Source organism: Leptolyngbya sp. 'hensonii' (genome assembly GCF_001939115.1).
Classification (GTDB): domain Bacteria; phylum Cyanobacteriota; class Cyanobacteriia.
The window spans coordinates 117,207-138,867 of the sequence record NZ_MQTZ01000042.1 but is presented as its reverse complement, the minus strand read 5'-3'; the positions used below and the strand labels follow the sequence as shown (position 1 = coordinate 138,867).

19 protein-coding genes and 1 tRNA gene are annotated in these 21,661 nt (G+C 54.1%); 12 read left to right on the top strand and 8 right to left on the bottom strand.

Annotation, left to right across the window (positions count from 1 at the left end; genetic code table 11):
• Positions 1-17: 17 nt before the first annotated feature.
• Entirely contained in the window at positions 18-1,379 is a 1,362-nt protein-coding gene (locus tag BST81_RS14855) for an FAD-binding oxidoreductase (RefSeq protein WP_075599283.1), read from the top strand.
• Here BST81_RS14855 and BST81_RS14850 read toward each other — a convergent pair.
• Positions 1,316-1,999, bottom strand: coding sequence for a phosphoribosylanthranilate isomerase (locus tag BST81_RS14850; protein WP_075599282.1), 684 nt, complete (start codon positions 1,997-1,999; stop codon positions 1,316-1,318). The genes BST81_RS14855 and BST81_RS14850 overlap by 64 nt on opposite strands.
• 91 nt (positions 2,000-2,090) lie before the next feature.
• Between BST81_RS14850 and psaK the strand changes: the two genes are divergently transcribed.
• The gene (gene psaK, locus BST81_RS14845) at positions 2,091-2,387 is read left to right on the top strand and encodes a photosystem I reaction center subunit PsaK (RefSeq protein WP_083636880.1); all 297 of its coding nucleotides are present in this window, start codon (positions 2,091-2,093) and stop codon (positions 2,385-2,387) included.
• Between the two features lie 79 nt (positions 2,388-2,466).
• Here the strand turns inward: psaK and ilvC are convergent, their stop codons facing one another.
• A complete protein-coding gene (ilvC, locus tag BST81_RS14840; RefSeq protein ID WP_075599280.1) occupies positions 2,467-3,462 on the bottom strand; it encodes a ketol-acid reductoisomerase in 996 nt (331 codons plus the stop codon).
• Between the two features lie 107 nt (positions 3,463-3,569).
• On the bottom strand, positions 3,570-4,454 hold the full coding sequence (locus BST81_RS14835) for an ABC transporter ATP-binding protein (RefSeq protein ID WP_363080129.1): 885 nt from the start codon (positions 4,452-4,454) through the stop codon (positions 3,570-3,572).
• Between the two features lie 113 nt (positions 4,455-4,567).
• Between BST81_RS14835 and BST81_RS14830 the strand changes: the two genes are divergently transcribed.
• From BST81_RS14830 to BST81_RS14815, 4 genes are all read left to right on the top strand, one after another.
• Positions 4,568-5,059 carry a DUF3172 domain-containing protein gene (locus BST81_RS14830; protein ID WP_075599278.1) on the top strand — a complete coding sequence of 164 codons (492 nt, stop codon included), beginning with the start codon at positions 4,568-4,570 and terminating at the stop codon, positions 5,057-5,059.
• Between the two features lie 175 nt (positions 5,060-5,234).
• Positions 5,235-7,007, top strand: coding sequence for a polysaccharide deacetylase family protein (locus BST81_RS14825; RefSeq protein WP_075599277.1), 1,773 nt, complete (start codon positions 5,235-5,237; stop codon positions 7,005-7,007).
• Between the two features lie 94 nt (positions 7,008-7,101).
• Positions 7,102-8,508, top strand: a complete 1,407-nt coding sequence (locus tag BST81_RS14820) for a hypothetical protein (RefSeq protein WP_075599276.1) — start codon at positions 7,102-7,104, stop codon at positions 8,506-8,508.
• Positions 8,509-8,538: 30 nt separating this feature from the next.
• Positions 8,539-9,726, top strand: a complete 1,188-nt coding sequence (locus BST81_RS14815; protein WP_075599275.1) for a GNAT family N-acetyltransferase — start codon at positions 8,539-8,541, stop codon at positions 9,724-9,726.
• A 171-nt stretch (positions 9,727-9,897) separates the two neighbouring features.
• Here the strand turns inward: BST81_RS14815 and BST81_RS14810 are convergent, their stop codons facing one another.
• Positions 9,898-10,656 carry a UDP-3-O-(3-hydroxymyristoyl)glucosamine N-acyltransferase gene (locus BST81_RS14810; RefSeq protein ID WP_075599274.1) on the bottom strand — a complete coding sequence of 253 codons (759 nt, stop codon included), beginning with the start codon at positions 10,654-10,656 and terminating at the stop codon, positions 9,898-9,900.
• A gap of 84 nt (positions 10,657-10,740) precedes the next feature.
• Between BST81_RS14810 and BST81_RS14805 the strand changes: the two genes are divergently transcribed.
• The gene (locus tag BST81_RS14805) at positions 10,741-11,286 is read left to right on the top strand and encodes a dihydrofolate reductase (RefSeq protein WP_075599446.1); all 546 of its coding nucleotides are present in this window, start codon (positions 10,741-10,743) and stop codon (positions 11,284-11,286) included.
• Here BST81_RS14805 and moaC read toward each other — a convergent pair.
• Positions 11,274-11,771, bottom strand: coding sequence for a cyclic pyranopterin monophosphate synthase MoaC (gene moaC / locus BST81_RS14800; protein ID WP_075599273.1), 498 nt, complete (start codon positions 11,769-11,771; stop codon positions 11,274-11,276). The two genes, BST81_RS14805 and moaC, sit on opposite strands and share 13 nt — an antisense overlap.
• Positions 11,772-11,805: 34 nt before the next feature.
• Between moaC and BST81_RS14795 the strand changes: the two genes are divergently transcribed.
• From BST81_RS14795 to BST81_RS14785, 3 genes are all read left to right on the top strand, one after another.
• Positions 11,806-11,879, top strand: a tRNA-Arg gene (locus BST81_RS14795).
• A 229-nt stretch (positions 11,880-12,108) separates the two neighbouring features.
• Positions 12,109-12,825 carry an OB-fold-containig protein gene (locus BST81_RS14790; RefSeq protein ID WP_253188299.1) on the top strand — a complete coding sequence of 239 codons (717 nt, stop codon included), beginning with the start codon at positions 12,109-12,111 and terminating at the stop codon, positions 12,823-12,825.
• Positions 12,826-12,899: 74 nt separating this feature from the next.
• The gene (locus BST81_RS14785) at positions 12,900-14,849 is read left to right on the top strand and encodes a flotillin family protein (protein ID WP_075599272.1); all 1,950 of its coding nucleotides are present in this window, start codon (positions 12,900-12,902) and stop codon (positions 14,847-14,849) included.
• Positions 14,850-15,218: 369 nt separating this feature from the next.
• Here BST81_RS14785 and gcvP read toward each other — a convergent pair whose 3' ends face one another.
• The 3 genes from gcvP to BST81_RS14770 form a co-directional block, all read right to left on the bottom strand.
• On the bottom strand, positions 15,219-18,248 hold the full coding sequence (gcvP, locus tag BST81_RS14780; RefSeq protein WP_253188297.1) for an aminomethyl-transferring glycine dehydrogenase: 3,030 nt from the start codon (positions 18,246-18,248) through the stop codon (positions 15,219-15,221).
• Between the two features lie 99 nt (positions 18,249-18,347).
• On the bottom strand, positions 18,348-18,737 hold the full coding sequence (gcvH, locus tag BST81_RS14775) for a glycine cleavage system protein GcvH (protein ID WP_075599271.1): 390 nt from the start codon (positions 18,735-18,737) through the stop codon (positions 18,348-18,350).
• A gap of 196 nt (positions 18,738-18,933) precedes the next feature.
• Positions 18,934-19,575 carry a cadmium resistance transporter gene (locus BST81_RS14770; RefSeq protein WP_075599270.1) on the bottom strand — a complete coding sequence of 214 codons (642 nt, stop codon included), beginning with the start codon at positions 19,573-19,575 and terminating at the stop codon, positions 18,934-18,936.
• A 73-nt stretch (positions 19,576-19,648) separates the two neighbouring features.
• Here BST81_RS14770 and scpB point away from each other — a divergent pair, with 73 nt between their 5' ends.
• Together scpB and BST81_RS28870 are read left to right on the top strand one after the other, a co-directional pair.
• A complete protein-coding gene (scpB, locus tag BST81_RS14765; RefSeq protein ID WP_075599269.1) occupies positions 19,649-20,221 on the top strand; it encodes an SMC-Scp complex subunit ScpB in 573 nt (190 codons plus the stop codon).
• A 142-nt stretch (positions 20,222-20,363) separates the two neighbouring features.
• Positions 20,364-21,635, top strand: a complete 1,272-nt coding sequence (locus BST81_RS28870; RefSeq protein ID WP_075599268.1) for a serine hydrolase — start codon at positions 20,364-20,366, stop codon at positions 21,633-21,635.
• Positions 21,636-21,661: the final 26 nt, after the last annotated feature.

Genomic DNA, 21,661 nt, shown 5'->3' with positions numbered 1-21,661 from the left:
GCTTTTTGGAGAATGGCATGACTTTAACCCCAGCTCGATCGACCTCGCTGGATGTCCTTTTATCCGATCTGGCAGGATTGGATGTGATCACCGACTTGGCTCAGGTGATGAAGCTCTCTGTAGACTATTACCACTTCAGTCCCGTCCTGCAGAAGCAATTAGAGGGAAAAACGGGTGACCTGGTGGTACGTCCGGTGAGCGAGGCTGAGGTCTTACGGGTGGCTGAGGTTTGTGTTCGTCATCAGGTGCCGTTGACGGTGCGCGGGGCGGGAACGGGCAACTATGGTCAATGTGTGCCCCTGGAGGGGGGAATTATCCTCGACATGACCCGAATGCAAGCCATCCTCCGTCTGGAACCAGGGTTGGCCTGTGTAGAGCCGGGGGTAAAACTGGCAGCCCTGGATAAACAGGCGCGGGAAATTGGCTGGGAAATTCGCATGGCTCCTTCAACCTACAAAACGGCCACGATCGGGGGCTTCATTGCGGGCGGTAGCGGTGGAATTGGGTCGATTACCTACGGACAGTTGCGTGATCGGGGCAACCTGCTGGCGGTTCGGGTGGTGACTCTGGAGGATCAGCCCCGGGTGCTGGTGTTGCGGGGAGATGAGGTGCAGAAGGTCAACCATGCCTATGGCACCAATGGCATTCTCACTCAACTGGAAATTCCCCTCGGCCCCGCCTACCCCTGGGCTGAGGCGATCGTGGCCTTTTCGGATTTCAGATCAGCGGCTCATTTTGGTCAGGACCTGGCGCAGGCAGATGGACTGATTAAAAAACTCATTTCTGTCTCTGCCTGGCCCCTTCCCAGTTACTTTACTGCCTTCCGGGATGTCATTCCTGCAGAGAGCCACTGTGCGCTGGTGATCGTGGCTGAGTCGGCCCTGGAGGCTCTGGAGGCCCTGGTGCGCCAGTGGGATGGTCAAATCTGCTATCAGAAATCAGCCCAAGATGCCAGCAAGGGAGTCTCTTTAGGGGAATATAGCTGGAACCATACGACTCTGCACGCCCGCAACGTTGATCCGGCTCTGACCTATCTCCAAACCCTATTCCCGGATCTCGATCGGGTAGAACAGATGATGCATCAGTTTGGGGATGAGGTGATGATGCATCTGGAGTTTCTGCGGGTGGGAGGCGCTGTTAAGCCTGTGGGACTGCAGGTGATGCGCTACACCACAGAGGAGCGGTTGAATGCCATTATTCAGGCTCACGAAGCGGAGGGAGCCCTGATTTTCAATCCCCACACCTACATTCTGGAAGATGGGGGTATGAAAGCAGTAGACCTGGAGCAGTTGCGCTTTAAGGAATTGGTTGACCCCTACGGATTGTTCAACCCGGGCAAAATGCGAGCCTGGATTGAACGGGGTTGCAGTCGGAGTTGATCAAATAATCGATCGACCTTGGCCAGGTCCTTATTTCCGGGGGCCTGTTCCAGGCCACTGGAAAGGTCGATGCCATCGGGTTGCAATATTTGCAAGGCTTCCAGGATATTATCTGGCGTTAACCCCCCGGCTAGAAACCAGGGATAGGAGGGCCGCAATCCCTGCAAACTGGACCAGGGTAGGCGTTGCCCGGTACCTCCCGGCATCTGAGGGTGGTAGGCATCCAGCAGTAGCGTGTCAATGCCTGCCTGGTAACGCTCCAGATGACGGAGGCTTTCTGGGCTTTTCACCCGAATGGCCTTGATGATTTCCACCTGGGGCAATGCCTGCCGCACCTGCTGGCAGAATTGGGGGGATTCCTGCCCATGCAGTTGCACACCCGTGAGATAGGCCATGCTTACAGTCTGATCAATTTTTTCCAGGGGTGCATCGACGAAAATGCCAATCCGATCGACAGACGGATTGGCCTGGATCAGGTCCTGGGAAATGATTCTGACCTCTGCAGCCGAAATATACCGGGGTGATGTAGGCACACAAATGAAGCCCAGAGCAGTTGCACCTTTCTGGGCGATCGCCAGGGCCTGATCCGATCGCATGAGTCCACAAATTTTGATCCGCACGGGAAAATGTATTAAACCTTAACCTGACTGTTAACTCTTAAAACAAAAGAAAATTTTTCGCTAAGCGCTTTTTATAATCCTTTTGGTTTGGATGAGTTTATCAATACGGGAGAATTTTAAGTTGTTTTACCCTACTTTACTCGCAGTTGCCAGAACTACGTCCTGGAGTCCTTCTACAGGAATCGTTATGATCCTGAGCTGCCTGTTTGCAGTTGCGATCGGTCGCTATGCCATTCAACACGCTGGTGAAGGTGGCCCCCGCTTCCCCCTGTCCCTGCCTGCGATCTGGGACAAGTTTGGAACTCCTGAACTGCTGGCAACCCTGAGCTTCGGCCATATTTTGGGTGCTGGTTTCGTTCTCGGACTCAGTGCTGCTGGCTTACTGTAGGCATCAGCAAAAATCATTAAAACTTAGCTTGAAGGGGCGCACGGCTTATGGATTCATGGGAAGTGCGCCCCTGAGCTTTTTAGCCCTGTTTTAGCCAGCTAAACATAGCCCGCAGGTCTTTCCCGACTTCTTCGATCGGGTGCTCAGCTTCCTGACGCCGCATAGCCGTGAAACCGGGCTTGCCAGCCTGGTTCTCCAGCACAAACTCCCGGGCAAACTGGCCACTCTGGATCTCCCCCAAAATTTTCCGCATTTCGGCACGGGTCTCATCGGTGACAATCCGAGGACCACGGGTGAAGTCTCCATATTCAGCCGTATTGGAGATGCTGTCCCGCATCTTGGCCAGTCCCCCCTCGACAATCAGGTCTACAATCAGCTTCACTTCGTGCAGACACTCGAAATAGGCCAACTCTGGCTGATACCCCGCATCGACGAGGGTTTCATAACCTGCTTTGATCAGGGCACTGAGGCCACCGCAAAGCACCACCTGTTCTCCAAACAAGTCCGTTTCGGTTTCTTCCCGAAAGGAGGTTTCCAGAATCCCGGCCCGGGTGCCACCAATGCCCTTGGCATAGGCCATGGCCCGATCGCGGGCCTGCCCAGAGGCATCCTGATAGACGGCAAACAGACAGGGGACCCCCTGCCCTTGCTCGTAGGTACGCCGGACCAGATGTCCAGGCCCCTTAGGAGCCACCATAACCACATCGACGTGGGCTGGGGGCACCACCTGGGCAAAATGAATATTGAAACCATGGGCAAAAGCCAGAACTTTGCCCTCAGTCAGGTGGGGTTCAATCTCTTCCCGATAAACAGTCTTTTGGACTTCATCCGGGAGCAAAATCATGATGAAATCGGCGGCTTTGGCTGCTTCTGCGACAGGTTTAACCGTTAGCCCTGCGGCCTCGGCCTTTGCTACAGACTTGCTTCCGGGATACAACCCGACGATGACATTGACACCACTGTCTTTCAGGTTGAGGGCATGGGCATGACCTTGAGAACCGTAACCAATAATCGTGACGGTTTTTCCAGTTAGCAGGTCTAAATTGGCGTCAGAGTCGTAGTAAAGGCGAGCCATAGGGAGGATCTCCGTGAGAGATTGAAATTTAATACTGCAAACCTTTGATGTTACCAGACTTTGTACCTCGGTTTCTGCAGGATCAGGGTCAATTCTACCATCTTGAACTAATCCAGATTCCGACCCGTTCGCTTCACAAAAATATCTTCCAGATTGGAGGGGCGAACCATCAGACCCGTCTTATCCGGTTGTTGATCCAGATAGTGGTTGGCAGCTTCCAGGCTGGGGAAGAACAAATACTCCCAGCGATCGCCATCTTGCTTCATGACTAGCCCCTCCCCGTACTGACGGCGGAGTTCTGGTAAGGTGCTGAGTTCGATCAGTTTGCCCCCATCCAGAATGCCAATCCGTTGACAGAGGTATTCCACTTCTTCCATGTAATGGGTCGTCAGCAGAATCGTCATCCCCTGACGATTCAGGTCGCGAATAATTTCCCAGAGACGGCGACGGGTTTGAGGGTCCAGCCCCACAGTGGGTTCGTCCAAAAACAAAATCTCCGGCCCATGGAGCATGGCTCGGGCAATTTGCAACCGGCGTTTCATCCCCCCAGAGAGGGTTTTGACCCGATCGTCCCGCCGATCGGTCAGTTCGACGTAATCCAACCAGCGATCGATCTGCTGTCGCCGCTGGGTCTGGGGCAGATGATGGAGGCGACCATGAAACTCCAGATTTTCCCAAACCGTCAGGTCATTATCCACACTGGTCTGCTGTAACACAACCCCAATGCGGCGGCGAACCTCCAGGGGGGAGCGGACGACGTCATAGCCTGCCACCTCAGCTTGTCCCTGAGTAGGACGGGTCAGGGTTGTCAACATTCGAATGGTAGTGGATTTACCAGCCCCATTGGGACCCAGGAGGCCAAACATTTCTCCTGAAGCAATTTCGAGGGACAGATCCGTAACGACGGGCGTCTGGTTGTAAGTCTTGAAAACGTGTTGTAGAGAAACGGCGATCGTCATGAAGCTAGGGAGGGACAGGGTAGGGCAAACCATACTCCAAGGTATCACCCAATGGAACGTCTCAAAATTGAGCACCAGAGAAGATCAGGGTGGGTATGCTAAAGTAGTCCCAATTCATTCTGCTCAGAAAAACGTCTCAACCTGCCATGAAACGTAAATCAAAACCTTCCCTCTTTAAGTCCAGTCTGAGTTATGCCATGATTGCCGTCCTCGGGGCTATTTTCTCACTGGGGGTCATGGTTGGGATTAGCTTTAGCTCCGTGGCCAGTTCAGGGCCGGAGAATATTGCCAGTCGGGAAGTGATTGATGCTGCCGCACCAGATAAAGAACTCTGCCTGCAGTATGGCTCCAGTGCAATTACCATGGATGCCCGCATTTACGTTACTCTGAATCCTTTCAAGATTTACGTCTCCCAGGCAAAAACACAACCAGGTTGTGTTTTACGCAACAGTAACTGGGCGATTCTGGAACAGCGGAAGCTAGTGAACTCTGAGCAGGTCCAGCAATGTAAGCAACGGATGAACACCTTCGGCTTCACCGGAGATCTCAGTCAGTCTCCCCAGGTCAATTGCGTGTATGAGAACGATGGAGCCCAGAATCTTTTCCTCAACCAGTTGCAGGGTGTTTCCCCCTCCTGAATTGACCTTTGAGCTCTAAATTATGGTGATAAGCCTTGTGGAGACGTTGCATACAACGTCTCCACAAGTGCATTTGTGACTATAACTAGGGAATTTTTGTTGTTTAAAACACCTGACAAATTGGCAAAATTAGGTTAAATCTGTCGCAAGTAAGTTCCTTATAAAGTTAGTGAATATGGTGTACCGTCAGCCCCGACATACATTTCCATCGGCTCTCTTTGATCGGGTTCGAGCAGGATTGGGATTCAGTCTGGCTGGTAGCCTGTCGCTTCTGCCACTGCTTCTGCCTGGGTTGCCTGCGATCGCTCAGGAACCAACCAATCCCTGTCCAACCCAGAACCTGACTCCCATTACCCTGCCCAAATCGGTTGATGGGTTGGTACAGGCTGTGAACTGGGTGGGCGAGGTGGCGACTGGAACCGAATCCTACCTGGTTGGGATGCTGCCCCAACTCATGGCCTATTTCAACCCTGCACCCTGGCCCGAGTTACACGATCGATCCAAGCAGGCCAAGGTGCCCATCCTGATGTACCACGACATTTTGATTCAGAAGCAGGTCTTCTTTGATGTCACCCCAGGAGAGTTTGAAGATCACCTGGAGGCGATTCGGACCAATGGGTTGACGCCCATCAGTATGGCGCAGTTGGTGGCCCACCTGCGGACTGGGGTTCCCTTACCTGCAAAGCCTGTGCTGCTCAGTTTTGATGATGGATACCGGGGGCACTATACCTTTGTTTATCCCTTGTTGAAAAAGTATGGCTATCCGGCAGTCTTTGCCATCTACACCAATAAGATCGATAAGCAACTGGGGCGTTCCAGCATGACTTGGGAGCAGGTGAAAGAGATGGCTGCCGATCCCCTGGTGACGATCGCCGCTCATAGTCTCAGCCATCCCCCTGACCTGCGAGCCCTGCCCAATGCCCAACTGAAGCAGGAAATCTTTGCATCCAAAGTCATTCTGGAGCAGAACCTGGGCATCCCAATCCGCTACTTTGTCTATCCGGCGGGCTTTTACGACGAGCGGGTGGCTAAACTGGTGACGGAGGCCGGATATGAAGCGGCTCTGACCATGGACGACCTGAATGAAGGGTTTGCCGGACAGTCAGAAAGCCTGCTGGCTATCAAGCGCTTTGGCCAATCCCGCACAATGGAACTGTTGCCCCAGGCCTGGGGAGGTCCGAAACTGCCTGGTATCCGGCGGGGAGGGTTTGACTTTAGTACGCCGATCCAGATGACGAATACCAAGGTTGATAACATTAGCTTTTCCTTTATTAGCGGCGGTCAACCTATGACCATCCATGCTCGCAGTCGCTATCAGGTTCCAGAAATTATTGCGGGGACCAAGGCAGAAGCGGCGGTAGATGGGGCGTTTTTCTCCCTAGAATATCTGGATTCCAATGTGATGATTGGGCCGGTGCTGAGTCAGGTCAATAACCAGTTTCTCCCAGGCAATCGATCGGAAAATCCCCGTTTAAATGGCCGTCCCCTGGTTCTAATCGGTCCCCAGGCTGTGAGGTTTGTTCCCTTTAAGGCGAAGGTGCATGACTCTCTGGAAGCGATTCAGTTGGAAATGCCGGATGTCACCGATGCCTTTGTCGGGGCGGCTTTTTTGGTCAGGGATGGCGAACCCCAACCGGCCAAGAGCTTTGGCACCCTGTTTGATTTTGATGCTGAACGGCATCGGGCCTTCTGGGGCATTAACCAGCAGGGCCAGCCCGTGATTGGGGTCTCCCACGATCCAGTTGGATCTGTTCAGTTGGGGCAGATCCTGGCTAAGGCAGGCTTCCGGGATGCGGTGATGTTAGACTCTGGAGCCAGCACGTCCCTGGCCTATAAAGGGCAATCTCTGGTAGGCTATGAGCCCCGTCCGGTGCCTCATGTTGTTGCACTGGTCCCACCGGGTGTTTTGGCAAACACCAATGGCTGTGCGGTTGCCCTGAAGCGTTAGATGAGGCCGATATAAAAAGTTAGTGCATCTGTGATGTGTAATACTTTTCTTCTGGGTAATATAGCCCATTGGATCACCGCCCCTCTCCGCCATCATGAACCAGGTTCGATCGTTCCTCCCCAACCCCTCCCGAACTTCTCTCTGGCTTAAATGGACCCTCCCGGCTCTGTTCCTGGGTCCATTACTGAGTATGACGCCTCCTGCCAGAGTCACCGCTCAGGCGGAGATTCCCCAGGCCACTGCTGCAGCCAGAATCCAGCAGCGGGAGCAGCAGGTGCGCCAGGTCCGGCCTGAAAATTATGATCTGGCTGCTTATCCTGTCATAGATAAGAACGAAAAACACTGGAAATTTCTCCTCTGGACCACGGCTGTTGTCCATCCTCAAGAAGCGTTCGTTGGGGAGACAATCAGCCGAATCCTGGCCCTGACCACACAACCACGCCTGTCTGATCCACAGAAGCGCACCGTGGATATGGCCATGCAGGTGGGAACTCAGCTCTATCTGAGCAACCCTAATCTGTATGACAACATTGCCCAGCAGTTGTTGCAGACGATCGATCGCAGTTCTGACCCACAATGGGTGGCCATGGCACTCTCAGCGCTGGCTAATCCGGCCAGCAATCAAAAAGCAGACCGTAAAGCCCTGTCCTCGGCAGTGCAGCAGTTGCGCGATCGGGTCCGCCAGCGCTTTCCCAATTGGTCGGGCAATGTCTTCCTGCAGACAACCCTGCGCGACCTTGATCGGATTTATGCCCCTAGTGCACTTCCCCCGTTAAAGGACCTGCTCACCTGGGAAATTGCGCCCAAACAGATCCATGTCTATGTCCTCTGTCGGCCCAATCGAGAGGTGCTGTGTCAAACGGTGGTGAAGAACAAACAGGGTGAATTCGTGCGTCAGAACGGTGAACTCTGGACCGTTCCCCTGCTGCTGCGCTCCCTCCACAACCTGAGCTGGAATTTTCAGCGGGGCGCAACTCCCCAGGGAATTTTCCGCATGGAAGGCATGGAGGAACAGCCAGATCTGAAATTCTTCCGTGCTTTTGGCCAGTTTCCGCTGGTGAATCTGTTTGTGCCTTTTGAATCCGGGGTGAAATCCTTCGTGCCGGGTCAATCAGGCACATTGAAGAATCTGGAGGGATACCAGGCTTTGCTGCCGTCCAGTTGGCGTGGCTACTGGCCTATCCAGCAAACCTACTGGGCGGGCAGATCTGGACGCACAGAATTTCGGATTCATGGTACGGGTGAGAGTCCTGATTTTTTCAGTAATAAGTCGCTGAGTTCGGACAGTTATGTCTGGAATCCCACGATCGGGTGCCTCTCCGCTCTGGAACTGTACGACAATACCGGTCGCCTGGTGCAGGCTGACATGCCGAAGATCGTTAACCTGTTGACCCAACTGGGGGGGCCAAAATTCGCAGGCTACGTCATTGTGGTGGAAATTCCTGGTAGCACCCAACGGCCTGTCTCCTTGGCTGAGATTGCAACTGCGATCGACGGATAGGTCCCTGATGCACATCCCATCCGGATAGATATGGACAAGCACACTTTTTCTAACTATGAAGTTGGTGCTCCCACTGAGTTGGCCGAAGCTGAACAGTTCTGTCGGATTGTCGCACAATGTTTTAATGCGCCTATTACCGAGGAACAGGCTTATATCGATCGCCTGGGCATCGAAAACTTTCGGATCATCCGGAAGGCTGGACAGGTGGTGGGGGGCTTGCAGATTTATCCCATGGGGCAGTGGTATGGAAGGCATCGGCTGGAGATTGCCGGGATAGCTGCCGTTGCGATCGCGCCCGAACATCGGGGTTCTGGAGTTGCTACCACGCTTCTAACCCAGGTTCTCCAATCTCTTCATGCTACCGATATTCCTCTAGCTGTCCTCTATGCCTCCACCCAGCGCTTATATCGTAAAGTGGGGTTTGAGCAGGCGGGAATCTTCTGCCGTTTTTCTGTCCCCGCGAAAACGCTGATATCCAGGCACCGCCGTTTAGAGATGATTGCGGTGGACCCACAAAACTGGCAGATCTTTGCGGATCTATATCAGCAGCAGGCAATTGCCAATAACGGCAATCTGGATCGTCACCCCGTCATCTGGCAACGGATTGTTCACTCTTCCTCTGAACCCCTGTATGCCTACCTGATTGGCTCTGAAACCAATCCCCAGGGGTATGTCATTCTGCATCATCAGGCTGCTCCAGGTGGATATAGCCTGAATTTGCGAGATGTTGTGACCCTAACAGCAGCAGCCCAGGAGCGCTTGTGGACCTTTCTGGCGGACCATCGTTCCCTGGCGGATCAGGTTCTGTGGCGGGGACCGATGGTCAACCCTTCCCTTCTGCACCTCCCCGAGCAAACTTACCAGGTCAGCCATCTGGAGCGTTGGTTCGTCCGTCTGGTCGATGTGCCCCTGGCTTTAGCAATGCGGGGGTATCCTGAGGGAATAGAGGCAGAATTGCACCTGGAGGTACAGGATGACCTAATCGAGCCAAACAACGGACGGTTTGTCCTGACGGTTTCTCAGGGAGAGGGGCGGGTTACACCGGGCGGTCGGGGAGAACTTCAGATCCCTGTACGAGGCTTGTCTCCCTTGTTTACTGGCTTGCTGACCCCTGATCAGCTCCATCAGGCTGGCTATCTGACCGGAACATCATCAGCCCTGGCTACAGCCACCCTGTTATTCTCAGGTCCTGAACCCTGGATGGCTGATCATTTCTAGTGTTCTGTTAGGGGAGAAGGAGAACCTGATTGCAATCCCTCTCCCAGAGGGCTACTGTGTACACACAATCCCCTCCTGGGAGGGGTAGAGGTGGGTTCAACGCTCCTGCTCCCGTTCCTAGACCCACCCCGGTCCTGGGGGCCACCCCTCCCAAGAGGGGATTTCACGCGATTAATGTTCAGGGAGATTAAACCGTTGGCGGAAGATTTGCAGAAATCGATGGATTTCGGGTAACTGTCTAAAAATTCCAGTTGCTTCGATGAAGACTTGATGGGGCATATGCACTGGCCCAGACACTTCCTCATCAGCCAGAACATGACCATGTAGCCCAGCCATCGTATGGGCGAAAACCCCATCATCTACCTGAGTTTGGTTTGCAATTCCCGTTTGACGGCTCAGGGTAACCCGGTTGCCAATCTTGCTCCCCCCAGCTATCCCCACCTGAGCCTCCAGAATACAGTCTTGGCCAACGTGAACCCCATGGCCAATATGGACTGCACTGGCCAGTTTAGTACCCTGAGCTATCCGAGTTTCCAGAACAGCGGGACGATCAACGCTCGATCGGCAGCCCACTTCTACGCGATCTTCCAAAACAGCCGTCCCCGATTGCTCCATTTTGAGCCAGCCTTGCCGGGTAGGTACAAAGCCAAATCCCTCGGCCCCAATCACAGCCCCTGTTTGGAGGACACAATCAGCCCCAATCTGGGTGCGTTCATGGATCGTACAACCCGCATGGAGCATGGTGCGATCGCCAATCTGAACTCCAGGATAAATCACCACATGGGGAGCGATCCGAACCCCATGACCAAGGGTAACCCCAGCATAAATCACCACATATGCTCCAATGTAGACATCCTGGCCAAGCTGCACGGACGGGTCGAGAATAGCGGTAGGATGGATGGCCGGGTCGGATTGGGAATTGTGGTGCATAGAGCAGATTCAACTGAGCACATGAATGATATGGAGGGCAGGCCCTCTGTACAATCCTACCCATTTCTTTGTTCGAAGTATCCCATGAGCCAACCCGAAATCATCATCATTGCCGCCCTGGCAGAAACCAATCGGGTCATGGGCAATAACGGCAAGTTGCCCTGGTCCATTCCGGCAGACCTGCAACGATTCCGGCACCTGACCCTGGGCCATCCAGTGATCATGGGCCGCAAAACCTGGGAATTCGATCTGGGCCAGCGCCCTTTGCCCCAGCGCCGCAATATCATCCTCACCTCCACCCCTGCCCAATACCAAGCAGCCTATCCCCCCCATCTTCCCAGTCCAAAAGCGATTCGTCCCGTCTCCCCTGCATCCGAGCTCTATTTTGCAAGCTCCCTGGAGGCCGCGATCGCCCTGGCCAGCAACCACCTCCCCATCTTTATTGCCGGAGGAGCCTCCGTCTATGCCCAGGCCCTGCCCCTGGCCGATCGGATGGAGCTGACCCTGATCGAGGGAGACTTCGCTGGAGATACGGTTTTCCCCGATTACACTGAACGGTTGGGCCATATGACTCTGGTGCAGGAGGTTGCCCATCCTGGCTACCGGTTTGTGACGTATCAGCGGCTGTAGTCTCCAGATTTGCCCCCTGTCTTACTGAGCAAACAAATCTGCTCAATCTGCATCGACTTTTCCAGGGCCTTGGCCATGTCATAAAGGGTGAGGGCTGCGACTGAAACTGCCGTCAGCGCTTCCATTTCGACACCAGTCTCTGCCTTCGTTCGAACTTCAGCCCGAATCTGATACCCCGGTAATTCCGGGTCTGGCATAATCTGAACTTCCACGTTGCTCAGGGGCAGTGGGTGACAGAGGGGAATCAGATTGGCCGTCTGTTTGGCTGCCATAATGCCCGCCAGCCGCGCCGTTCCCAGCACATCCCCTTTAGGGCTGTTGCCAGCTTCGATCGCAGCCAGGGTCTCTGGCAACATGCGAATACATCCGCCAGCCACGGCCTGTCGGACTGTCTGAGGCTTACTGGACACATCCACCATCTGGGCCTGTCCAGCAGAGTCCAGGTGGGTCAAGTTGGAATTAAACGGGGAAGGATTTTGGATCATGGGGCTATCTTATGCTACTATTTATATCTGGCAAGGGCTTGTAGCTCAGTGGACTAGAGCACGTGGCTACGGACCACGGTGTCGGGGGTTCGAATCCCTCCTGGCCCGTTAAAGGAGATGCGATCGTAAAAGAAGATGCGATCCCATCTCCTTTTTTTATTGTCTTGTTTTATTGTCTTGGATTCTGGGCAGAGGCTATGGTAGGTCTCTGCATGAGAACCCCTATCCGCTGCTCTCAGCGGAGCATACAATTCTTAACTGAATTCGGTGAATTTCTCAGATTGAGGGGAATCCCGGCTAATCTGAAGGAATTCAAAACTATAACAATTGGTCAGGGATGGAACCTGCCATTCTCCTGCCACCCCCCCGGATTATGCTATTCAACCTGATTCATTTGCCCTACTGGATTTTACTCGGACTGGGTGTGGTTTTGTATCTGATGGTGATTCTGTCCGGTGGGGGCGATGATGATGCGGATCTGGATGGGGATGTCGATCTGAACGGAGATGCCGGGATCGATGTGGACAGCGACTTTGATCTGGGTCAGATCCTGGGCTGGTTTGGATTTGGTAAAGCTCCCCTGATCCTCCTGCTGGCCACTGATCTGAGTCTTTGGGGCGTTTGGGGTTGGTTCAGCAATATGGTCTTCATCGGTGTGACCGGACAGATCCCTGGGAGCTTCTGGACGGGGCTGATTCTGGCCCTGTCCCTGGTGATGGCCCTGGTTCTGGGAGGGTTGATCTCCCAGCCGATCGGTAAAGCTCTGGCTGCCTTTGGGGAAGATGCCAGTGGCGATCGCCTGGTGGGCTGTGTGGGCACGGTCAGTTCTGCCCTGGTCCCCAGGGTGGCCGAAGGTCGGATTGGCCAGGTGAATGTGATCGATCCAGCCCGCAATCTGGTGAATGCCAATGCCCAGATTCCCCAATGGGCTAGGGCTGTTCCCAAACTGGGGGATAAGGTGCTGGTTATCGATCGCACGGGTTCCACCTATCTGGTGATCCTGAAAGACAGCCCGGATCAGGAGCAGTGGCTCAATCCGTCCCGTCAGAATTAAACCAGACTTAGTGCCAGAATCCGTGCCAAGTCTGGATCATGACTTAAATTGTTGATTCCTTGAGGAGCAAAACCATGCTGTTCTGGTTAACGTTGATTAGGTCCCTGCCGATCTCCGCTCCGTCCAAGACGGAGATTGCGCCGCTGCCTAAAATCAGCCTGCCATCCCCAGCCACAACCCATCCTGCCCTACATGTAGCCCAGATCTCCACTCCCCGACTACTGACAGGACAGGCAACGACGGGTCTACTGTTTTTCCCAGGATTGATCCTGGGGTTGGTACTGCTGGCACTTCTGAGTGTGTGGGCCTACACCCGGGTCTATGTGATCACGCCCAACAACGAGGCTTTTGTGCGCACGGGGGGTGTTTTTGTTAAACGCAAGAGTGTGATTTTAAATGGGGGCTGTGTGGTGTTACCGGGCTTTCATGAACTGACCCGGGTGCCCTTGCGGGAAATCTCGATCGATGTGGAACGAACGGGCAAACTGGCGGTCCGCACAAAGGATTATCTGCGGGCGGATATGCGGGTTACTTTCTACGTGTGCATTAATGCGAGTGAGGAGGATGTGCTGACGGCAGCGGCCCGTCTTTCCCAGTACAACCGGATCACCCCTGAAGATATCAAGAATGCCCTGGAGAAGCGGGCGGATGACGCCATTCGGGCCGCAGCCAAGAATAAGGATCTGGCGGAGATCGACTCAGATAAGCTGGGGTTCGCCCAGGAAGTGCTTAACCTGATGCAGCAGGACATCAGCAAGGTGGGACTGACCCTGAATAATATTGCCATTTCAGAAATTCAGGAAAGTGACACCTATGACACCAATAACTTCTTTGATGCCCAGGGGGTGCGCCTGCGGACGGAAACAATTCAGAAATCGATTCAGCAGAAGCGGGAAGTAGAGTTGACCACAAGGGTGACGATCGAGCAACGGGAATTGGATGCGCAGAAAAAATCTCTCCAGATTGCCCAGGAGCAAGAAGCCGCTCGCCTAGAGCAACAACTCCAGATTGAGGCTCTGCGGGCTCAGCAGGAACGGGAAATGCAGGAAGCCAAAGACCGGGAAGCAGCAACAGCGCGTCGGACTCGGATTCTGCAGGAGAAGGCTGTTGAGGAAGAGGAAATTCGGAAGAAGCTATCGGTGCAGCAGAGTCAGATCGAGGCGGATATTTCCCTGGAAGAACGGAGCAAGCAACTAAAAGTGACCCAGGCAATCCAGCAACAGGAAGCGGAAATTGCCGAAGTCACCCGCCAGCAAGCGGTGGAGTCGAGCAAGTTCCAGGCCCAGGTGCAACTGGCTGAGTCAGAGCGGTTGGCAAAATTGGCCCAGGAAGATGTGGCTATCTCAATCTCAAACAAAAAGCGAGAGAGTTTTATGGCTGAGGCCCAGCAAGCCAAGGCCGAAGCCAGTGTGACCACGGCCACAGAAATTGAGAAGGCGGAACGATCCCAGAAGTTGGCCGTGATTGCGGCTGAGAAAGATGCCCAGGAGAAGCGGGTGCTGGAACAGAACGTGGTCGAAATTGATGTGTTTCGGCGGCGGCGGCAGGCGGAAATCGCCCAGCAGGCGGCTGAATTAGAAGCAGAAGCCATCCGGACCCTGGCCGCAGCTAATCGGGATAAGGCCCTGGCGGAGGCTGCCGGGATTCAGGCTCAGATGGAAGCCAAGAATGTGATCAGTAATGCCAACCTAACGGCCAATCTGATTCTGGCCATCTGGCCAGAACTGGCCGATCGGCTGCCAGAGGTGCTGCAAGCCCTGGCTCCCCAACCCGGTGTGTTGGGCGATACCCGCATCTACGCCTTTCCCGGAGCCAATGGCAGCAATGGCAGCGGGGTGCAGGATGTAAATAAACTCCTGCTTTCCACCAGTGGGCTGGCACTGATTAACACCTTACTGGAGGAGGGCAAATTGGCGGGTCTGATCGGTCAGATTAAGCATCTGTTGCAGGATAGCGGGGGTGGGGCGGCGATCGACCAGCCTACTGCCTCATCGGATTTGATCAACCAGGATACGCCCTCCTGAACCGGTCTCATAACTCAGGTGCTGAACTTGGTAAAGGCATGATCAGAAATGGGATGAACAGAACTGTTCATCCCATGGCTTAGGATCACGAATTAAATAAGGTGAACAATTGGGGTGCAGGGGCGTTGCCCCTGCTTGGGGGCTTCGCCCTCAAACCCCCACTTTATTTAGTTTTCGATCCTTAGTAGTTCAAAGTTTGAGGGGGTTTGCAGATCAGGGTTGTTTCGCTGCTAGGGGTTAGACGATGGCTTTGCGCCGGGAAAACCGTCCCAGCAAGCCGAAGGACATCAGACCCATAACCACACCCGGTCCTGGGACTTTGACCGGAGACCCTACCTATTCGACATTTAAACTTTCAGAATTAGAACATCAGGCATCTCCGTAGGCGTCCATCGGGAGGCAAGAACAGACTAGATTGCGATCGCCATAGGCATTGTCAATGCGTCCCACGGCAGGCCAGAACTTGTGTTCCCGGGTCCAGGGGGTGGGGAAGACGGCCCGATCGCGGGAGTAGGGTCGGTCCCAGGTTTCTGCTGTCAGATCGGCAGCCGTATGGGGGGCATGCTTGAGCAGATTGTTCTGCCGATCCATTTGCCCCGTCTCGATTTCTCGGATTTCTTCTCGGATGGCAATCAGGGCATCACAGAATCGATCCAGTTCCTGCTTCGATTCACTTTCCGTTGGTTCGACCATGATGGTTCCGGGAACTGGCCAGGACATGGTTGGCGGATGGAAGCCGTAGTCAATCAGCCGTTTGGCGATGTCATCCACGTCAATATCGGCACTCTTCTTAAACTGGCGCAGGTCCAGAATACATTCGTGAGCCACCAGGCCCTGCTGACCTTTGTAGAGGACGGAGTAATGGCCTTCTAGCCGCTTCGCAATGTAGTTGGCATTCAGAATTGCCACCTCCGTTGCCCGAGTTAGTCCAGTGCCCCCCATCAGGGCAATGTAAACCCAGGAAATGGGCAGAATGCTGCTGCTGCCCCAGGGAGCGGCGGCAACGGCTCCCACACCCTGCTCTCCACCTACGGGGATGAGGGGATGGGTCGGCAGGAAGGGCACCAGATGAGCCTGGACGCCGATCGGTCCCATGCCGGGTCCTCCCCCACCATGGGGAATGCAGAAGGTTTTGTGCAGGTTCAGGTGGCAGACATCGGCTCCAATATCGGCTGGTCTGCAGAGGCCTACCTGGGCATTCAGATTGGCCCCATCCATGTAAACCTGGCCCCCATAGCGGTGGATGATGGCACAGATCTCCTGCACTCCCTCCTCGAATACCCCGTGGGTCGAAGGATAGGTGATCATCAGGGCGGCCAGGTTCTGCTGGTGGGCTTCTGCCTTGGCCTGCAGATCGGCCACGTCGATATTGCCCTGGAGATCGCAGGCCACGGGCACCACTTTCATCCCGGCCATGACAGCGCTGGCCGGATTGGTGCCGTGGGCGGATTGGGGAATCAGACAAACTGTGCGATGGCTTTCACCCCGTTGCTCGTGGTACTGCCGGATTACCAGCAATCCGGCATACTCTCCCTGGGAGCCCGCATTAGGTTGGAGGGAAATCCCGGCGAAGCCTGTGATCTCGGCTAACCAGTCGGACAACTGCTGGAAGAGAATCTGATAACCCTGGGCCTGGTCGATCGGCACAAACGGATGCAACTGACCGAACTCCGGCCAAGTTACGGGCAGCATCTCGGAGGTGGCATTCAGCTTCATGGTGCAGGAGCCCAGAGGAATCATCGCTGTAGCCAGGGACAGATCCCGAGTTTGCAGCCGGTATAGATAGCGCAGTAATTCTGTCTCTGAGTGATAGGTGTTAAAGACTGGGTGGGCCAAAAAAGCGGAAGTCCGACGTAAAACTGGGGGAATGGCCTGGATAGTACAGCCCGATCGGGGATTAGGCAAAGCAGCCGTGGCCTGACCGTCCGCAAAGAGGGCCAGTAGATCGGCCACATCCCGATCGGTGGTGGTTTCATCCAGGGAAATGCCGATCGTCCGATCATTGATATAGCGCAGATTAATTCCCTGGGCGATCGCCCGCACCACAATTTCATCTGCACCCGCTTCTTTCAGATCAAGGCGCAGGGTATCAAAGAAGGTGTCTGAGCCGAGGGTATAACCCAACTCTTGCAATCCTTTTGCTAGCTGGACGGTCAGCCGATGGACTCGCCGGGCAATTCGTTGTAATCCTGCGGGACCATGATAGACCGCATACATCCCGGCAATGATGGCCAGGAGGACCTGGGCGGTGCAAATGTTACTGGTGGCCTTATCCCGACGGATATGTTGTTCCCGAGTCTGTAAGGCCAGTCGCAGGGCCGGGCGTCCGTTCACATCCTTGGATACCCCCACCAATCGTCCCGGCATCTGGCGCTTATAAGTTTCCCGGGTGGCAAAGTAAGCAGCATGGGGACCGCCATAACCGAGAGGGACGCCAAAGCGCTGGCTGTTCCCGATCGCAATGTCGGCTCCCAGTTCCCCCGGTGGGGTAAGCAGGGTGAGACTCAACAGATCAGCGGCCATCGTCACCAAGGCTCCAGCCCGATGGGCTTGCTCAATGAACGCCCGATAGTCATCAATACTGCCGTCTGTCGCCGGGTATTGCAGCAGGGCTCCAAAAATGGGTCGATCACTGGTAAAGGTTTGGTGATTGCCCACAACCACCTCAATGCCCAGGGGTAGAGCACGGGTCTGGACCACAGCGATCGTTTGGGGATGGCAATGCTCCGAAACCCAGAAGGTTTTCACCCCTGTTTTAGCCTGCAGGGTGTAGCTCATGGCCATAGCCTCTGCTGCTGCAGTTCCTTCATCCAGCAGGGAGGCATTGGCAATCTCCAGACCCGTCAGGTCTACAACCATGGTTTGAAAGTTCAGCAGGGCCTCCAAACGTCCCTGGGCAATCTCCGGCTGATAGGGGGTGTACTGGGTATACCAGCCCGGATTCTCCAGAATGTTGCGCTGGATCACCGGGGGAGTGATGCAATTGGAGTACCCCATCCCAATGAAGGACCGGAACACCTGGTTTTTCTGGGCGATCGCCTTCAATTCCTGAAGGAGCTCGTACTCCCTTCGTCCAGATCCAATCTGAAGCGGATGTTGCAGGCGAATGGCCGGGGGAATGGTCTGAGCAATCAGGTCTGCCAGATTCTTAAATCCCAGCAGGGCCAGCATGGACTGAATTTCCGGCGATCGGGGACCGATGTGACGATCAGCAAAAACCTCTATATCCTCTGCCTGTAGTGACGTTGCCTCCCCAAGGTCAGGGTCTGACAGCACCGAGGTAGTTCTCCGATCTGTCATCTGTCGTTTCCGATCAGAACGGGTTGCTGCGATGCTGCCAGTTAAATCTGCATTGAAACGATTGAGGTCGGAACGGGGGGAGACGGGGGACTCTGACATAGGGGATGGGAAAAATTGAGGGATTTCTGACTATTTTGCAACATCTGTTAACAAATGGCATGCTCCCTTTTCCGAGCCAAAAAAACGGATGGGTGGGGCCTATTCTCCCTCGACCTGAGCCCGATATTCACCCGCAGGGAGGGCATCGTCCAGATCTCCCAGGTCGTCAACCCGCACTTTCAAAAGCCAGCCTTCTCCATAAGGATCTTCAGCAATTTCCTCGGGGCTATCCAGGATGACCTGATTGCGATCGATCACGGTGCCAGAAACTGGGGCGTTCAGATCTTCAACGGCTTTCACCGACTCAATACTACCGAAGGGTTCCCCTTTGGTTAAGGCGTCGCCGATCTCTGGCAACTCCACAAACACAATATCCCCTAACTGATCGACAGCAAAAGCACTGATGCCAATCGTGGCAATTTCGCCCTCCAAACGGGCGTACTCATGGGTGTCCATGTACCTCAGGTCTTCGGGATATTCCAGTGTCATGCCATCTCCTTAAAACTTAATACTCAAATAAAGTAGTGACCAACCGCCTCGTGACCCCCAGCAAAGTTTCTCACCTGTAACTGGATGTGGTCAATGGTGGCCTTCACGTTTTTTGATAATTTGCATGGGGTTGTAGAGGGGTTGTAGAGATGTTTTCTGTGGGGGGAAGCTCTAATTTTTCCTGTTTTGATTCAAGTTACGGCCTGTAGAACAATCGGTAGCTCCCATTTTCAACCAGGATATAGATTCCCAGCCCAATCAGGACATAGGGGACGGCCTTTTTCCCATAACCCATCAGAAGGGTTGCCATCACAGGATGGGTCGCCAACTGCTGGGCCAGATAACACCAGCACCCCACCCCGATTCCGAAAACCCCCAGAATCAGACCCAGTTGTGGCAGGCTCAGTCCGGCAAACAGCGAGATATAGACTCCAATGTTGTCGCCCCCGTTGGCGATCGTCACAGCAGCGACCTGGTAGGTCTGGGGGGTGAAAAGCCCCAACAATTTCCCAATGACGGATAAGCTGGGTGGAGCCTGGGGGAGTTCCTCCCCGTCCTTGGGTTCCTCCTGGGACAGGAATTCATGCACCCCGATCGCGATCGGGAGCAGGCCCAGCAGACCAATCCAGGGTTTTGAGATCAGCAGGCCGCCAAAGAAGCCCGGTAAACTGAGCAGCACCAGAACTGTAAACCCCAAGTATTGTCCACTCACAATATGGTGAGGGCGAAAGGTGCTGTTGATGCGGGCAAAGAAAAGGAGCAGGATGACTAAATCGTCAAGATTGGTGGCCACAAAAGCCGTAACTCCGGCGATTAAAGTGCTGAAAAATTGGCCCATAGGGTAACTTAGGAATTTGTTAGGAATTGATGTTGAAATACCCCAGTTTATCCTCCCACTTCATCCCAAAATCATGACTCGTCTTGCTACCCGGATTGAGGCCATTCTTTACCTGAAAGGTAAACCGCTCTCACTGAATGAGCTAGCAGACTATGCCGGATGCGATCGGGATGCCATTGAGGACGGGTTAATTGAACTGATGGCTGACTATGCCCATCGGGATAGTGCCCTGGAAGTGGTAGAAACTGCAGAAGGCTACACGCTGCAATTGCGAGAAGCCTATCAGAATCTGGTGGACACATTAATTCCGGTAGATTTGGGAGTTGGGGCGTTGCGGACCCTGGCGGCGATCGCACTGCGGGGGACGATTTCTCAGACAGACCTCGTCAACTTGCGCGGCTCGGGTGTGTATCAGCATGTACCAGAACTGGTTGAAAAGGGGTTCGTTCGTAAGCGCCGTCAATCTGATGGCCGGTCTTACTGGCTGCAAGTGACGGATAAATTCAATCAGTACTTCCAGATTGAACAACTCCCCAATCAACTTCTGCTCAGACCGGTGAAAGGGGCGCAGCCTGTTGCCCAAATAGACGAGGACGCAATTGAATCGCTGGAAACAGAACCTCCTTTACAGGAAGTAGAACCCTGATTATCATTAAAACTTTATTAAGCTCCAACGGCCTATGGAGCTTGTGCCGTGAGATCCGGATCACAACTACGCTGCTCTGTAAAGAAACAAAACTCAACCTTTGTCCGACATTGCCCTTGTCTCCTCACACCTCCGAAATCCTATGAAGAAGATTCAATGGTTGTTTCCTGGGTTGCTCCTGAGCTCTTTGCTGCTCTCTCTGCCTGCCCAGGCAGCTAAACTGCAATCCTGGCGCTTTGAACCCAGTCAAAATCAACTGACTTTCACGACCGATGAGGATGTAGAACCAACGGCCCAATTGCTGGCCAATCCCACCCGGCTGGTGATTGATTTGCCCGGTATTGCCCTGGGTCGGCCCAAAATCAATCAGTCGGTAGGTGGCGTCATTCAAGGGATTCGGATCGGTCAATTCAATGCGGCGACGACACGCCTGGTCGTGGAATTGGCTCCGGGATACACGATCGACCCACGACAAGTGATTGTGCGGGGGCAATCCTCAACTCAGTGGAGTGTTCAATTACCCCAACCCCAACGCCTGCCCCCTGAGGCGGTGGTGACTGATTCCGAGCCTCAGCCTGTGGCGGTGCAATCTCCCCCGGTTGAGAAACTGGAAGGACCGATCGTCCTGGGCCAAGAACTGGCCTGGTTACAGGATCGCATCCAGACCTTACGGGCGAACTATCCTGCGCTCAAATCCGGCCTGTTTTTCCTGGATGTGGATACCGGCAATTACTTGGACATTAATGGAAATAAGACGTTCCCCACGGCCAGCATCATTAAGTTACCGATTCTGATCGCTTTTTTCCAGGATGTGGATGCTGGGAAAATCCGCCTGGATGAGACGCTAGTGATGCGCCCTGAGTTGATTGCGTCCGGTTCTGGAACCATGCAAGACCTACCAGCCTGGAGTAAATTCAGTGCGCTGAAAACAGCCACTCAGATGATTGTGATCAGCGATAACACGGCCACTAACATGATCATTCATCGTATGGGGGGGATCAGTGTTTTGAATCAACGCTTTCGCAGTTGGGGCTTGAAGAAGACGGTGATTCGCAACTGGTTGCCAGATTTGTCAGGCACCAACACCACGACAGCCCGAGAAATGGTCTATCTTCTGTCCTTGCTGGATCAGAGAAAACTCCTCTCGCCCCAAAGTCAGGATGAGGCCCTGGGGATTCTGCGCCGAACCAAAACCAGAACCCTGCTGCCCGCTGGTCTGGGGACTGGAGCCACGATCGCCCATAAAACGGGGGATATTGGCTTTATGCTGGGGGATGCTGGAATTATCGAGCTACCCAACGGCAAGCGCTACCTGGGGGCAGTCCTAGTGATTCGACCCTATAACGACATTGCTGGACGGAACTTTATTCGTCAGGTTTCTGGTACCGTCTACAGTTACATGACCGGAATCTAACAACAACATTGCATTGTGGAGGGGCT

Excerpts from the sequence above, each read along its gene's own strand:
- BST81_RS14835 (WP_363080129.1), bottom strand. The coding sequence starts at position 4,454 with ATGGTTTGCCCTACCCTGTCCCTCCCTAGCTTCATGACGATCGCCGTT.
- BST81_RS14830 (WP_075599278.1), top strand. The coding sequence starts at position 4,568 with ATGAAACGTAAATCAAAACCTTCCCTCTTTAAGTCCAGTCTGAGTTAT.
- BST81_RS14790 (WP_253188299.1), top strand. The coding sequence starts at position 12,109 with ATGGAACCTGCCATTCTCCTGCCACCCCCCCGGATTATGCTATTCAAC.
- moaC (WP_075599273.1), bottom strand. The coding sequence starts at position 11,771 with ATGATCCAAAATCCTTCCCCGTTTAATTCCAACTTGACCCACCTGGAC.
- BST81_RS14785 (WP_075599272.1), top strand. The coding sequence starts at position 12,900 with ATGCTGTTCTGGTTAACGTTGATTAGGTCCCTGCCGATCTCCGCTCCG.
- BST81_RS14825 (WP_075599277.1), top strand. The coding sequence starts at position 5,235 with ATGGTGTACCGTCAGCCCCGACATACATTTCCATCGGCTCTCTTTGAT.
- BST81_RS14855 (WP_075599283.1), top strand. The coding sequence starts at position 18 with ATGACTTTAACCCCAGCTCGATCGACCTCGCTGGATGTCCTTTTATCC.
- BST81_RS14820 (WP_075599276.1), top strand. The coding sequence starts at position 7,102 with ATGAACCAGGTTCGATCGTTCCTCCCCAACCCCTCCCGAACTTCTCTC.
- BST81_RS28870 (WP_075599268.1), top strand. The coding sequence starts at position 20,364 with ATGAAGAAGATTCAATGGTTGTTTCCTGGGTTGCTCCTGAGCTCTTTG.
- BST81_RS14805 (WP_075599446.1), top strand. The coding sequence starts at position 10,741 with ATGAGCCAACCCGAAATCATCATCATTGCCGCCCTGGCAGAAACCAAT.
- scpB (WP_075599269.1), top strand. The coding sequence starts at position 19,649 with ATGACTCGTCTTGCTACCCGGATTGAGGCCATTCTTTACCTGAAAGGT.
- gcvH (WP_075599271.1), bottom strand. The coding sequence starts at position 18,737 with ATGACACTGGAATATCCCGAAGACCTGAGGTACATGGACACCCATGAG.
- BST81_RS14810 (WP_075599274.1), bottom strand. The coding sequence starts at position 10,656 with ATGCACCACAATTCCCAATCCGACCCGGCCATCCATCCTACCGCTATT.
- psaK (WP_083636880.1), top strand. The coding sequence starts at position 2,091 with ATGAGTTTATCAATACGGGAGAATTTTAAGTTGTTTTACCCTACTTTA.
- gcvP (WP_253188297.1), bottom strand. The coding sequence starts at position 18,248 with ATGTCAGAGTCCCCCGTCTCCCCCCGTTCCGACCTCAATCGTTTCAAT.
- BST81_RS14770 (WP_075599270.1), bottom strand. The coding sequence starts at position 19,575 with ATGGGCCAATTTTTCAGCACTTTAATCGCCGGAGTTACGGCTTTTGTG.
- BST81_RS14815 (WP_075599275.1), top strand. The coding sequence starts at position 8,539 with ATGGACAAGCACACTTTTTCTAACTATGAAGTTGGTGCTCCCACTGAG.
- ilvC (WP_075599280.1), bottom strand. The coding sequence starts at position 3,462 with ATGGCTCGCCTTTACTACGACTCTGACGCCAATTTAGACCTGCTAACT.